Annotated in this window: 12 protein-coding genes; 5 read left to right on the top strand and 7 right to left on the bottom strand. The window is 67.8% G+C overall.

Annotation, left to right across the window (positions count from 1 at the left end):
- Positions 1-63 precede the first annotated feature (63 nt).
- Entirely contained in the window at positions 64-2,280 is a 2,217-nt protein-coding gene (gene malQ, locus ACTAQI_RS18505) for a 4-alpha-glucanotransferase (RefSeq protein WP_457947817.1), read from the bottom strand.
- Between the two features lie 171 nt (positions 2,281-2,451).
- Positions 2,452-3,186 (bottom strand): GAF and ANTAR domain-containing protein, encoded by a 735-nt coding sequence (locus ACTAQI_RS18500; RefSeq protein ID WP_457947815.1) that lies wholly within the window; start codon positions 3,184-3,186, stop codon positions 2,452-2,454.
- A gap of 182 nt (positions 3,187-3,368) precedes the next feature.
- On the opposite strand from ACTAQI_RS18500, the gene ACTAQI_RS18495 reads away from it, so the two are divergent.
- From ACTAQI_RS18495 to ACTAQI_RS18485, 3 genes are all read left to right on the top strand, one after another.
- Positions 3,369-4,415: an aldo/keto reductase gene (locus ACTAQI_RS18495; protein ID WP_457947813.1), complete on the top strand. Its 1,047-nt coding sequence runs from the start codon at positions 3,369-3,371 to the stop codon at positions 4,413-4,415.
- A 22-nt stretch (positions 4,416-4,437) separates the two neighbouring features.
- Entirely contained in the window at positions 4,438-4,992 is a 555-nt protein-coding gene (locus tag ACTAQI_RS18490; protein ID WP_457947811.1) for a DUF488 domain-containing protein, read from the top strand.
- 61 nt (positions 4,993-5,053) lie between these two features.
- Entirely contained in the window at positions 5,054-5,350 is a 297-nt protein-coding gene (locus tag ACTAQI_RS18485; RefSeq protein WP_457947809.1) for a DUF3040 domain-containing protein, read from the top strand.
- On the opposite strand, the gene ACTAQI_RS18480 is transcribed toward ACTAQI_RS18485, so the two are convergent.
- Together ACTAQI_RS18480 and ACTAQI_RS18475 are read right to left on the bottom strand one after the other, a co-directional pair.
- Positions 5,261-6,301: a DMT family transporter gene (locus ACTAQI_RS18480; protein WP_457947808.1), complete on the bottom strand. Its 1,041-nt coding sequence runs from the start codon at positions 6,299-6,301 to the stop codon at positions 5,261-5,263. The two genes, ACTAQI_RS18485 and ACTAQI_RS18480, sit on opposite strands and share 90 nt — an antisense overlap.
- Positions 6,298-6,894: a TetR/AcrR family transcriptional regulator gene (locus tag ACTAQI_RS18475; protein ID WP_457947807.1), complete on the bottom strand. Its 597-nt coding sequence runs from the start codon at positions 6,892-6,894 to the stop codon at positions 6,298-6,300. The genes ACTAQI_RS18480 and ACTAQI_RS18475 overlap by 4 nt, the downstream gene beginning before the upstream one ends.
- Before the next feature lie 138 nt (positions 6,895-7,032).
- Between ACTAQI_RS18475 and ACTAQI_RS18470 the strand changes: the two genes are divergently transcribed.
- Positions 7,033-7,332, top strand: coding sequence for a DUF4193 domain-containing protein (locus ACTAQI_RS18470; RefSeq protein ID WP_457947805.1), 300 nt, complete (start codon positions 7,033-7,035; stop codon positions 7,330-7,332).
- 127 nt (positions 7,333-7,459) lie between these two features.
- Positions 7,460-8,530 (top strand): quercetin 2,3-dioxygenase, encoded by a 1,071-nt coding sequence (locus ACTAQI_RS18465; RefSeq protein WP_457947803.1) that lies wholly within the window; start codon positions 7,460-7,462, stop codon positions 8,528-8,530.
- A gap of 152 nt (positions 8,531-8,682) precedes the next feature.
- Here the strand turns inward: ACTAQI_RS18465 and ACTAQI_RS18460 are convergent, their stop codons facing one another.
- Genes ACTAQI_RS18460 through ACTAQI_RS18450 form a run of 3 tightly spaced genes read right to left on the bottom strand, consistent with a single transcriptional unit; the run spans position 8,683 to position 12,570 of the window.
- Entirely contained in the window at positions 8,683-9,918 is a 1,236-nt protein-coding gene (locus tag ACTAQI_RS18460; RefSeq protein WP_457947802.1) for a DUF3500 domain-containing protein, read from the bottom strand.
- The gene (locus tag ACTAQI_RS18455) at positions 9,896-11,689 is read right to left on the bottom strand and encodes an FAD-dependent monooxygenase (protein ID WP_457947800.1); all 1,794 of its coding nucleotides are present in this window, start codon (positions 11,687-11,689) and stop codon (positions 9,896-9,898) included. The genes ACTAQI_RS18460 and ACTAQI_RS18455 overlap by 23 nt, the downstream gene beginning before the upstream one ends.
- A complete protein-coding gene (locus ACTAQI_RS18450) occupies positions 11,689-12,570 on the bottom strand; it encodes a fumarylacetoacetate hydrolase family protein (RefSeq protein WP_457947799.1) in 882 nt (293 codons plus the stop codon). The genes ACTAQI_RS18455 and ACTAQI_RS18450 overlap by 1 nt, the downstream gene beginning before the upstream one ends.
- Positions 12,571-12,580 lie beyond the last annotated feature (10 nt).

Genomic DNA, 12,580 nt, shown 5'->3' with positions numbered 1-12,580 from the left:
CCACACAAACAATGTGGCCCCGCCGCTTGCAAAGCGGCGGGGCCACATTGTTTTAGTAAGGGACTAAGACCTGTGCAGGGCACCCTCCACTGTGGCGAGCAGTGCGTTGAACCGCCTGTTGCCGGGAAGGTCGTCCAGGTAGACGGGCCTGCCATCCGGACCGCCCAACGGAACCTGCCAGTTGGGGTAGAGGGCCTCTGTGGTTCCGGGCTGGTTCTGGACCCGCCGCTCCCCCACCGCGTCCACCAGGGCCACGCCCAGCAGGACCGACGGCGCCTGGGCCAGGAGGAGGTGCAGCGCCTCGATAGTGTGCTCCTCCGCCGACTGTCCAGCTGCGCCGGCCGCGTTCCCCTCGGAGAGGTAGCCGCGTTCGCGCAGCAAGGCAAACATCTTCTCCAGCGACGCGTTGTGCTCGGCCCGCTCTTCCTCTTCTGACCGCTCCAGCAGCCCCAGCCTGCTCCGCAGCCCCACGTGGTCCCCGGCGAGGTAGCCGGCCGTGGGCGGGAGGTCATGGGTGTTCACGCTGGCGAGCGCCTGCGTGCGGTACTTTTCCGGCGCAAGAGGCGAATCGCCGTCGTACTCAAACCAAAGGATGGAAGTGCCCAGGATGCCGCGGGCCGCCAGGTAGTCACGCACCCATGGCTCGAAGGTGCCCAGGTCCTCTCCGATCACCACGGCACCGGCACGGTGCGCCTCAAGGGCCAGGATGCCGATCAGGGCTTCGTGGTCGTAGCGGACGTAGGCACCATCCCCCGGCGCATTCCCCATGGGGATCCACCACAGCCGGAACAGGCCCAGGATGTGGTCGACGCGGATGCCGCCGGCATGGCGCAGCACGTTGGCCAGCATGTTGCGGAACGGTTCGTAGCCGGCTTCCGCGAGGCGGGCGGGGTGCCATGGCGGCTGGCCCCAGTCCTGGCCCTGCTGGTTGTACATGTCCGGCGGCGCGCCCACGCTGGTGTTCGGGGCCAGCACGCCGCGCAGCGTCCAGGCGTCGGCACTGTTGTGGTCCACGCCGACGGCGAGGTCGTGCACCACGCCCAGCCGCATGCCGGAGCCGAGCGCGGCCTGCTGGGCCTCTTCCAGCTGCTCGTCGCAGATCCACTGCAGCCAGCGGTGGAACCCGATCCGGTCCGCCAGCTTCTCCCGCAGGCCCTCCGCAGCCGGTGTTCCGATGGCGCACTCCGGATCCGTCCACAACGGATCGCCGGGCGCCAGGTCCTCGCGGATGGCGGACCAGAGGGCAAAATCATCCAGGCCGCTGCCGGAGATGCGGCAGAACTCGTCGAAAGCGGCCTGCCGGGCCGGCGAACGCCGCGTGTGGTAGAGCATCTCAAGGGCCTGCAGCTTCGCCGCGTAGACGGCGTCCCGGTCCAGCCGCGCACCGTCCCTGTTCAGGCCTGCCACTTCCTCGTGCAGCTTTTCCAGTGCCGCACGTTTCCGCGGCCGGAGGTACGCCAGCTCGGGGATGGCCTCGATGCGGATGTACAGCGGGTTGAAGAACCGGCGGGTGGACGGCGAGTAGGGCGAGGGCTGGACTGGCGGGACGGGCTCGGCCGCGTGCAGCGGGTTGACCAGCACATAGTCGGCGCCGCGCGCGCCGCTGATGGCCGCCAGGTCAGCAAGGTCCACAAAATCGCCGATGCCCCAGGACCGCTTTGACCGGACCGAATACAGCTGGGTGGCCAGCCCCCAGCCGCGGCGCTCCTCCAGGGGCGCCGCCGTGGCCAGCCGGGCCGGCGTGACCACCAGGGTGGCGGTGGCCGTGGCGCCTTCCGACTCCGCGTGCAGGGTGTGCCAGCCCAAAGGCAGGTCCTCCGGAAGTAGGAACGTGGCACGCCCGGTGGAGACGCCGTCCACCTCACGTGGCTGGATCCAGGCATCCTGCTGGAGCGCCTCCCGGGATCCGGTACCCCCTTCAAGGGTGATGGTCAGGCGCGCCGTGGCACCGTCCCGTACGTGGACCGGGACCTGCGCCGGCTCACCCTGCTTAATAACGACGGCGGGCGGCAGCATCCGCCGCCACGGCGCCAGTTCCGCCTCGGCCAGCGCAGTCTCGATGTGCTGGTTGGTGTGCGCCTGAACCCCCAGCGCGGCCAGCACTTTGATCAGCGTCGCCTGGGCAACCGAATGCGGAAGCCCGTCCCAGCCCTGGAAGGACGTGCCCACGCCATGCGCGTCGGCCAGCTGCTGCAGCAGGTGCGGATCCACCAGCCCGGAGGCGGGCGGGTCTGCGGGCATGCTTGGCCGTGCCGCGTGCTGCTGGTCTGTTGCCGTCATGGGTGTCCGCCTCGTCTGTGATGGTCCCGGAACTTACAGTGCTGCCTGTCATGCCGGGCGCTCACACCCCAGTGCACAACCGTTGGTTCAGATTATTGCAGGGCGGCGCCGAGGCGAAACCCGGGCCGCATAAAGGCAGTCAGGGCGGGTTTCGGGATGGAACCTGGCGGCTTACGGATCGAAGTGCGTGGTCACAGCCCCGCTACTGACCCGGCCCATGATCTCGCCGGCCAGGTCCCGCAGCTTCTGGTTCCGGTGGCTGGATGCCTTGGTGAGCAGGGCCATGGCCTCTTCCTGGGTGCAGCGGTTCTGCGCCATGATCACCCCGCATGCAAGGTCGATGGTGGTGCGGTTTGCCATGGCGGCCTTCAGGTCATCCGCCAGGTTCTGGGCATCGGCGATCCGCAGTGCCAGCCTCAGTGCCCTGCCGGCAAGGTCCGCGAACCCTTCCGCCGTGCGGGTGACGTTGGGCGCAAAGACATCGGGCTCCGCCGCAAAGAAGTTCAACGCTGCGGCCTGGTTTTCGTCCAGGGCCAGGGGAACGCCCAGCGCGCTGCGGCAGCCGTTTTCGGCCAGCACCTTCTGGTACTCGGGCCAGCGGGTATCGGTCTCAACATCGGACAGGTTCATGGGCTGCATTGCGTCCAGGGAGGCAATGCAGGGCCCCTCCCCCAGGACCTGTTCCAGCTTGTCCAGGATGGCGGCCCGTTCACTGCTGCCGGCAATGGTGGCGCTGCGTTTGAGGCGGCGGAGCGTGACCCCGCATTCGATAAACACGCCCGCGGCGTCGCTGAGCGTGGACGCGGCAACAGAGGACAACTCGGACAGGAAGTCAGCCACGTTGCTGCTGCCGATAATGAGGTCGTGCAACTGGACGAACTGTTCATCGCTATTGAGGGTGCCCATGCCTCAATATAGGCACGATAAGGCGCTGTTTGGGCGCCACAAAACGTCATCCCAGCGGTTCCGGTTACTCCATGCGACGAAAAGAGAAGGACTAAAACGGAAATCTGCGGCGGCCTGCCGTCTCTGTGTAGCGTCGTGACGATCCAGGGCACGGCAACTGAATGGAATGGAGGAGACCGGAGATGAGCCTTAGCGAACTGCGGGTGTTCGGACGGTCGGGAACCCCCATCAGTCCCCTCACTCTTGGGACCATGAATTTCGGCGAGGGGACCGGCAACGGCCAGGGCGCCCCCACCGGGGCGGATGAGGGCATCCGCATCATCCAGTCAGCACTGGACGCCGGCATCACCGCGATTGACACCGCAGACGTCTACTCGCAGGGCGAGTCGGAGCAGGTGGTGGGCCGTGCGCTGCGCGGCCGCAGGGATGACGTCTTCCTGGCCACCAAGTTCCACGGCCAAATGAGCCCCAATCCGGCGCACTCCGGGAACTCGCGGCGCTGGATCACCCAGGCAGTGGAGGGCAGCCTCCGCCGGCTGCAGACGGACCGCATTGACCTTTACCAGGCGCACCGGCCGGATTACAACACCGATGTCCTGGAAACCATCACCACCCTGAATGACCTGATCCGCCAGGGCAAGATTCTGTATTACGGCACGTCGGTATTCACCCCTGCGCAGCTCGTGGAGGCACAGTGGCTGGCCACCACCAACCACTTGATCCCGCCGCTGGGCAACCAGGTTCCGTACTCCATGCTGGTCCGCGGCAATGAACGCGACGTGCTCCCCATCGCCCAACAGTACGGCCTGGGTGTCCTTGCGTACGGCCCCTTGGCGGGCGGCTGGCTTTCCGGCAGCTTCGCCCTGGAATCAACCAAGCCGCCCACCCGGGTCCACACGCTTCCGGGCCGGTACGACATCTCCGGACCATCCAGCGAGCGGAAGCTGCTGGCCGCGGACTTGTTGGCCCGCCTGGCGGACAAGCTGGAGATGTCCCTCGTGGACCTGGCCGTGGGGTTCGCCCTGACCCACCCCGCCATCAGCAGCGTGATCATCGGCCCGCGCAGCGAAGAACACCTCCAGGCCTACCTCCGCGCGGCCGACGTCCAGCTGGGCGAGACGGTGCTGGACGCCATCGACGACCTGGTGCCCCCGGGCACCAACTTCGTGGAGCGGGACGCGGGCGCCATTGTCCCGTCCATCGAGTTCGCGGAATTACGACGACGGTAGCCGGCTTCGGAGGGGTCGGCGCATGCCTATCATGGCTTCGATGAAGGCACTGTTTACCGTAGGTCACGGCACCGCTTCCCAGGAGGATTTCACCAGGCTGCTCAGCGACGCCGGGGTGACGTCCCTGGTGGACGTGCGGATCGGGCCGGGCAGCCGCAAGCATCCGCATTTTGGCAAGGACCGGCTGGCGGAGTGGCTGCCGGCGGCGGGCATCGACTACCGCTGGGAGAAACGGCTGGGCGGCTTCCGAAAGCTGCTCCCGGACTCTCCGGATACGGCCCTCCGCAATGAGTCGTTCCGCGCGTACGCAGGCTACATGCGCACCGAGGACTTTACGGCTGCCGCCGCTGAGCTGGTGGCCGGCTCCCAGGCGGTGCGGACCGCGATCATGTGCAGTGAAACGCTCTGGTGGCGCTGCCACCGCCGGCTCATCTCGGACCACTGCGTCCTGCTGGCCGGCGTGCCAGTGGAACATCTGATGCCGCCCGCCAAGGCGGTTCTGCACGTTCCCACGAAAGGCGTGCGGGTGCTGGGCAATGAACTGCGCTACGACGTCCCGGGTGACGCTATTGACTAACCGGTAGAAGGCTCCTACGGTCAATACCGTTACCGCCTCCCAGGGAAAACAGGGACCCGCCATGCCAATGTCCGATGAGGAGCGACGCCTGCTCAAGGAGCTGGAACTGGGGCTGATCGCGGACGATCCCCACCTGGCCATGGAACTGTTGTCCGGCTATCCCGCGCGGCGTTTCCCCGCAGGCCTGTTCCCGGGGATGGCGGCGGCGCTGATCGGCGTTGTGCTCATCGTTGCAGGAGCCGGGATCCCGGCACCGGGCGCGGTGGTACTAGGGATTTTGCTGCTGGGGTTGGGTGCCTGCCGGTTGCTGGGCACCACCGTGCTGGCCCGGGGCGCGGGGCGGCAGCACACCGGCTGACGGCCCCGGTGTTGCCCGTGGTGTTGAGGATTGCCGCGCCCGTTGCGGACGCGGAGTCAGGATGAACAGGCCCGCCAGGACAACGACGGCGCCAAGCCAGCCAAGTGCGGGGAGCTTCTCGCCAACCACCAGCACCGCCAGGACGGCGGCCACCACGGTTTCCAGCAGGGAGATGCTGGTGGCCGTGCTCGCCCCCACCCGCGCCAGGCCCCAGCCGAACAGGAGATACCCGGCAAACATGGGGACCGCTGCCATGTAGGCGCCCACGCCGATGCTGCGCCAGGAGTCCAGCAGCGGGCCTCCCGTCACCGCGAGGACCGGCATCAGGAGGAGTCCGCCCAGCCCGAAGATGCTCCCCATGGCGGCCCTTGAGGTAACACCCTGACCGGCCAGGCGGTGTGCCGCCCATGAATACAGGGCATAGGTGGTGCCGGCCAGCAGTCCAAGGAGGATTCCCGCCGTCGGGGTCCATGAACCGGCGGCCACGGAACCTGCAGGCGCGTGCCCGGCAAAAGACAGCAGGGCGGCTCCCCCGACTCCCAGCAGGGCCCCAAGGCTCCATTGCCGGCTCAACGGCTTCCTGTCCGCGAAGCGTTCGATCAGGGCAGCCGCCACCGGTGCCGAACCGATCGAGACGACGGTTCCCACTGCCACGCCGGAGAAGCGCATGGAGCTGTAGAAGGCCAAGGGGTAGACGGCCACCGCGGCGGCCCCAGGCAAAATCAGGCGCCACCGTTCGAGCAGGCTGCCTGACTGGATGGCAATGTGCCGTGCGGCGTAGAGAGCCTGCAGCAAGCCGCCCAGCCCCATTGCCACCGCGCCAATGGCCAGCGGGCTCACTGCGGGGGCAAAGGTGGCAGCGGTGCCGGTGGTGCCCCAGAGGATCGAGGCCGCCACCACGGACAGGGCTCCCCACAGTTGCGCCTTCGGATGGGTTTGGCTGCTGCTCACAGCGCGTCCAGCAGCTGCGCGGCGATGGCACGTGCTTGCCGCAGCGGCGCGTCGCCGCCCTCCAGGCCTGCCCTGGCCATGGCTCCTTCGAGCAGGAACGCCAAGTGGGCGGCAACGGCTGGCACCTGGCCTTCCCGCCCGGGCAACAGTGCCTTGACGTGCCGGGCCAGGAGTTCCTGCACCTCCTCCTTGTGGCGACGCACGGCGTCCCTCCCGGGATCTCCGGCGGGCAGCTCGGCGGCCGCGTTGAGCAGCCCGCATCCACGGAATCCGTGCTGGTAGGCGGCGTTTGCGTGGTCCAGGTATGCGTCAAAGACCGCCAGTGCCTGCTCCGCCGGGGTGAGGGCCCCTTCCAGCCGGTTGCGGTAAAGGCCCAGCCATTCCTCGTGCCGGGCTTCCAGGTAGGCGGCAACCAAGTCCGCCTTGGAGCTGAAGTTGTTGTAAAGGCTCTTCTTGGCCACGCCGGCCTCGGCAGTGATCGTATCGATTCCGGTGGCGGATACCCCGTGGGCATAGAACAGGCGCGAAGCCGCCTCAAGCAGCAGCTCCCGGGCGGGGCGGCGGGCAGCGGCCGGAACGGTTGAAGCTGTCATGGGCACCCTTCTCGAGTGGGTAGGTAGACCAGTCTACCTACCTACCACCAGGCCCCGGGAATTTGTTGCCCGCGCCCTGCGTTGTCGATCTGTCCAGAACAATCTGGACACCAGCAGCTGGACAGGAGAAAACACCACATGTCAGTTGACTACGACGCTCCGCGGGTGGCTCCCGAGGAAGAGCCGAACGTCGCCCTGGAGGAGCTGAAGTCCGATAAGTCCGGCCGCCGGGAGGCTTCTCCGGATATGGACGAAACGGACCTTGCGGACAGCTTTGAGCTGCCCGGGGCAGACCTCTCCAACGAGGAACTCCTCATCCAGGTGGTCCCGGTGCAGGCCGACGAATTCACCTGCATGTCCTGCTTCCTGGTGCATCACCGCAGCCAGTTGGCCCGTGAAAAGGACGGCAGGAAGTACTGCAAGGAGTGCGAGGGCTAGCAGGGGGACGTGGGCCGGCCAGGTTCGGGTTTCAACCATTGGAATCCGTAGTCGTGGCCGGAGCGATGGCCAGCCATGATGTAGGTCACGCTCCGGCAAGGGCCGGCCGACTGGAAAGAAGGAAACCATGTCCCTCAGCGTTGAGGAAATGAACAAGCAGCTCCCGGCGGCCAACGTGCTGCCCGGCGAGGCGGTCCCGTACTACATGGCGTCGGGCGAAGGCGCACGCTACGAAATCAACGGCCAGTTGGTGACGGTCATCGCCCGCGCCGCCGATACGGGCGGCATCTTCAGCGCGGCCTACATCTCCGGCGGCATGGGGGCCGAGTCCCCCTTTGTCAGCCACAGCATCGAGCACAAGACGCTGTACGTCTTCGACGGCATCCTGCACGTCTGGCTGCCGGGCGAAAGCAGGATCCTCACCCCGGGCGACTCGGTGGTCATTCCGCCGAACACCCCGCACGCCTACCGGATGGCCAGCCATTACACCCGCTTCCTGAACTGGATGACGCCGGGCGGCGGCGAGAAGTACTACGAGAAGGTGGGTACGCCCATCGATTCGCACGTTCCGCCGGTCCGGCCCGGACACAAGGCCAGCCTGCAGGAGCAGGCCGAGGTAGGTGCCGAGTTCGGCATCACCTTCCCTGACGTTGAGCGCGTGGCGCCGTCGTTCAAGCACGACGCCGGCCTGCCGCCTTCCCAGAGCCCGTACTTCCTGAGTGCCGGCGAGGGAGAGCGGCTGGTCAGCTACCAGACCATGTTCACCTACCTGTCCCGGCCGGCCAACACCGGCTCGAACTACTTCGCCGTGCACACCAAGGGCGCCAAGACCCCTTACATTCCCCTGCACTTCCACTCGGAGCACACAGAGAACTTCCTCTGCACCGAGGGCCGCATGTGGCTGTACGCCAACGGCCGGGAGATGCTCCTGACCAAGGGCGACTTTGTGCACGCCCCAGCCGGCACCATCCACTCGTTCGCCCTGGATGCCCACAACACCCAGATGGTGGGTTTCCTGACGCCGTCGGTGTTCAACGGCTTCTTCGAGTACTTCAACCAGCCCACCCAGGACTACATGTACACCGAGGGCGGCGAGCCCTACATGGACATGGAAGGCTTCGGCCGCGCCCAGGCCGAGATGGACCTGACCGTGGTGGGCCCGCCGCCGCAGCGCCGCGCAGCCCTGGACATCCCGTAGCTTTTGGCCGCAGAGAGAAGGCCCGGACTTCCGAAAGGGAAGTCCGGGCCTTCTGTGTTCGTCGAGACCCATCGATTGCTGAGTAACTGCCGTTATGACGCCCCAAAACGGCAGTTACTCAGCAATCGATGGTGGGTGGGTGGATGGGGGAATTAGGAGGTGGCTTGCTTCACCAGCTCGCGGCCGTAGTCGTTGCCGTTGGGGGTGCGGACCACGGTGTGCATGTGGAACGGGGCGGGCTGGTCGTTGCTGAGGAAGACGCCGGTGTGGTGGTCCAGTTCCAGCACCACCACGGGGCTCTGCAGCCGGAAGTAGAAGGCTTCCTCCCCCTCCCAGCCCCCGATCCAGCTGAAGAAGGTCTCGCCATAGTGCTCCTGGATTTCCCGGCGGCGTGCGGCGCGGGGCCCCTCCGGCAGGTAAGCGATGAAGTCCTCCACCACCGCGTCCAGCAGCTCCCGGGCCTCCGCGGGCATCTCCGCCACGCGGATCCCCTCGTATGGGATCACCCGGTTGTCCTGGAAGCAGCCGCCCAGGTGCCGTTCATCCCCGGGATGGAGGCGGCCCTCCGGCATGGCCGGGTCCACCATGGACCCGTACACAATGGCGCCCGACCGCAGATCCGCCGGCAGCGCACCCATCAGCTGCCGGGCCAGGGCGATGCGCTCCTTGAACACCTTGACGCCCCGGTGCGGGCCGGCGTCGATCACGTCCGGCTCGGCGCCCATGAATACCGGTGAGATCACCAGCTGCGTCCCCGCCACCAGGCAGTTCAGGGCCGCATGGTGGCCAAAAAGCTGCCACCCCCACGGCTCGGTCTCGGACGGCTCACCGTAGAGGGCAAAGTTATAGCTGAACTCGTTCATCAGCAGCGGAAGCTCAACCAGATCGCCCAGGAAGCCGTTGATGCGCATCAGGTTCCGCACCAGCTCAAACCCGGCCGGGCTCAAGGATGCCTCCACCACCCCAAGGACAGCATCCCGGGCGGAAGGATCCAGTTCGTCCAGGCGGAGGCCAGTGTCGTGCTGCATGAACTCGGGGTTGGCCCAGCTCTGCCACTCGGGCGCGTCCACGGCATAGCCCAGCTTGTCTGCCTGCCGGGGCGTAACGGCGTCCAGGAGCTTGCGGGCCGCGGCGACCATCTCCGCGGTGGGCGCTTCCTCCCCGGTCCGGGCAGGAACAAGCGGGTACAAGCCCTCCCGGCGCACGCCGTCGCTGGTGATGCCCGTGAACGGCTGCGGGTACAGCTTCTGCCAGCCTTCGATCAGGGGCCCGGCGAACGAATCACTCTTGGCCGCTTCTGCATACTCGCGGGCGTTCAGGCCGCGGATCTCCGCGACGCGCGGGTGGCCAGGGGCGAACAGGTAATCACGGAATGACGGCGTCGACACGGATGCTCCTGGTGGTCTCAAGTGAGGTGGGCGACCAGCCGGCCGCTACGGTCAAGGCTGCGCCCGCGACCGAGGCGGAACTTCCCCGCCAGGCCACGTGCTGGTCGGGGCGGACCAGCACGGCGCCGGCACCCCATAACTGCGAAAGGGGCGTGCCGTCGTCGGAAGGCCCGACGGCGGCGACGGTCACCGGGATGCCCTGCCGGGCTGCGGCCGCCAGCACCGGCGCCAAGGCCTCATCCGCCGGCATCCTGCCCAGCGTCCCGGCGTCGGCCAGCAGGCTGAAGCCCGGGCCCAAATGGCTGTACAGGGAGGCGCCGTCCGCCAGCCAGGCATGCGGCAACAGGGCGCCAGGGCTGGCTGAGGGAACGTAGCGGATGGGGTCCTCGGCCGGTACGGGCAGGCCATCGGCCACCACGAGGGTCGAGTCCGCGTACGAGTACCCCAGCACCAGGCCCAGGGAATCGAACTCGCTCTGCTTCACGGCCAGCGCCTCGTGCGCCGCCTGCCGCGCGGCGTCACCCGCGGGCCCGGGGACGGCGAGGTGAGCATCAGCGAAGTGGTAAGCCAGGGCCTTGCCGTTTTCCGCGGCGTCGCGGATGGTGCGGGCTGCCACCGGCCGGCGTTCATCCCCGTAGCTGGCAAGGAGGCCGGGCCCGGCCCACCCGTTGATGACGGCGGCGAGCTTCCAGGCCAGGTTGGCTGCGTCCCCGATGCACGTGTTGAACCCGTGGCCGCCCCATGGCGGGTTGAGGTGGGCGGCGTCGCCCACCAGGAAGATGTTGCCGCGGCTGTACTCCGGCGCCAGCAGCATGCGGGCGGTCCACGGGTCGGTAGCCAGCACCTCGACGTCCACCTCAGTGCCCACCAGCGAACGGACCATCCCGGCAGCATCAGCGGCAGAGACAGTGACCGCAGGATCCACCCCCTGGACAATCGCCCACCAGGTGTCGGCAAGGTCCATGGGCCCCACCATCCCCGAGGTTTCCGACCCCACCACCCAGTATTGCACTGCGGGATCCAGCGAGACGGCGGAGGCCAGTGACTGCGAGCGGAACAGGATGCTGATGTTGGACAGTGCGGCGGAACCACCCTCCAGCCGGATACCCAGGCTGCGGCGCACCGCAGAGGACCCGCCGTCGGCACCAATTACATAGTCCGCGTGGATGGTGCGGCGGGTGCCGGCAGCATCAGCGACGACGACGGCGTACGGCGCCGTGGCTGCCTTACCGTCAGGCCCGGCGCCAGGAAGGCCGGCGCCGGGGCTCCCGGTGCCGTCCAGTGTGATGCCCGGGCCTTGGACCTCCTGGACAGACCACCCGGTCACGAACGTCACCAGCGGGTTGTCCCCGGCGGCGGCGCGGAGCACCTCCTCGAGGACCGGCTGCGGCACCTGCTGGCCGCACTCCGGCTGCGGCCCGTACCTGCCGGGGACCAGCTGGAAGGCGTTGCGGAACCGGCGGAGCTCGTGCGCTGAAGGCCCGGTGAGCCCGGTGCAGAAGATGACATCCTGCGCATAGTCCACCGGCAGGGGCGACGCAGCACGGAGCGCGTCGGCCAGGCCCAGCCGGCGCAGGTGCGTCATGGTGCGGGCGTTGGTGGTCTTGGCCCGGGGCCGGGTGGGGTCCACGCTGGTCCGCGGGTCGATGACGGTGCTGGCGATGCCGCGGGAAGCCAAATCCAGTGCCAGGAACAACCCGCTGGGACCGCCGCCGGCGATCAGGACCTGCACCTCAGCGGGGATGTCCGCCGCGTTATGGAACATGCCCATCAGGCACGGCTCCGGAGGGAGATATCGCCCACGGGCGTGGTGAGGGTGCCGAGCTTCTCGATCTCCACTTCCACCGTATCGCCGGGCTGCAGCAGCCACTGCGGGGTGCGGGCGTAGCCCACGCCTTCCGGCGTTCCCGTGGCAATGACGTCACCGGGGTGCAGTGTGAACGTTTGGCTGATGAGCGAGATGATGGCCGGGACGGAGAAGATCATGTCCCGGGTGTTGCCGTTTTGGGCTTCAATGCCGTTGACGCGGGTGCGGACCTGCAGCCCGTCACGCAGGTCCCCCACCTCGTCCCGGCTCACCAGTGGACCCAGGGGGCCGCTGAAGTCGCCGTTCTTGCCCAGGGTCCACTGGGACGTGAGCTTCTGCGCCTTGCGGGAGGTGAGGTCGTTGAAGGTGGAGTAGCCAAAAACGGCGCCGGCAGCGGTTTCCTCATCCGCGGACTCGACGCGCCGGCCGATGTAGGCGGCCACCTCGCCCTCCCAGTCGAGCCCGGCTTCGCCTGCGGGGACGGGAACGGGCACGTTGCCCACGGACAAGGACGCCGTCCAGCGGGCAAACAGGGTGGGATACGGCGGCAGTTCCTGGTCCTTGAAGCTGCCCTCGGCCACGTGCGCCTTGTAGTTCAGGCCCACGCAGATGACCCGCGCGGAGGCTGGGACCAGCGGCACCTCGGCGACGCTGCCCCGCTCAAGCCAGGCACCGGCGTCGGACGCCTCATGCTCCCCCGCGGAGGCAGCCAGGGTGGCTGCCTTGTCCTGCCAGTCCTCGGCGTCGGCCCAGAATTCGGTGACGGTGGCGAGCGGAAGGACGCGGGATCCGGCGAGCGCCGCTGCCCAGGGTTCGCCGTGGTGGGTGATGCCGATGAACTGCATGGGAGGCCTT

Source organism: Pseudarthrobacter sp. alpha12b (assembly GCF_054130495.1).
The sequence above is the reverse complement of the archived record's forward strand: the minus strand, read 5'-3'. Positions and strand labels throughout refer to the sequence as shown.

Excerpts from the sequence above, each read along its gene's own strand:
- ACTAQI_RS18470 (WP_457947805.1), top strand. The coding sequence starts at position 7,033 with ATGTCAGTTGACTACGACGCTCCGCGGGTGGCTCCCGAGGAAGAGCCG.
- ACTAQI_RS18485 (WP_457947809.1), top strand. The coding sequence starts at position 5,054 with ATGCCAATGTCCGATGAGGAGCGACGCCTGCTCAAGGAGCTGGAACTG.
- malQ (WP_457947817.1), bottom strand. The coding sequence starts at position 2,280 with ATGACGGCAACAGACCAGCAGCACGCGGCACGGCCAAGCATGCCCGCA.
- ACTAQI_RS18475 (WP_457947807.1), bottom strand. The coding sequence starts at position 6,894 with ATGACAGCTTCAACCGTTCCGGCCGCTGCCCGCCGCCCCGCCCGGGAG.
- ACTAQI_RS18490 (WP_457947811.1), top strand. The coding sequence starts at position 4,438 with ATGCCTATCATGGCTTCGATGAAGGCACTGTTTACCGTAGGTCACGGC.
- ACTAQI_RS18495 (WP_457947813.1), top strand. The coding sequence starts at position 3,369 with ATGAGCCTTAGCGAACTGCGGGTGTTCGGACGGTCGGGAACCCCCATC.
- ACTAQI_RS18500 (WP_457947815.1), bottom strand. The coding sequence starts at position 3,186 with ATGGGCACCCTCAATAGCGATGAACAGTTCGTCCAGTTGCACGACCTC.
- ACTAQI_RS18465 (WP_457947803.1), top strand. The coding sequence starts at position 7,460 with ATGTCCCTCAGCGTTGAGGAAATGAACAAGCAGCTCCCGGCGGCCAAC.
- ACTAQI_RS18455 (WP_457947800.1), bottom strand. The coding sequence starts at position 11,689 with ATGGGCATGTTCCATAACGCGGCGGACATCCCCGCTGAGGTGCAGGTC.
- ACTAQI_RS18450 (WP_457947799.1), bottom strand. The coding sequence starts at position 12,570 with ATGCAGTTCATCGGCATCACCCACCACGGCGAACCCTGGGCAGCGGCG.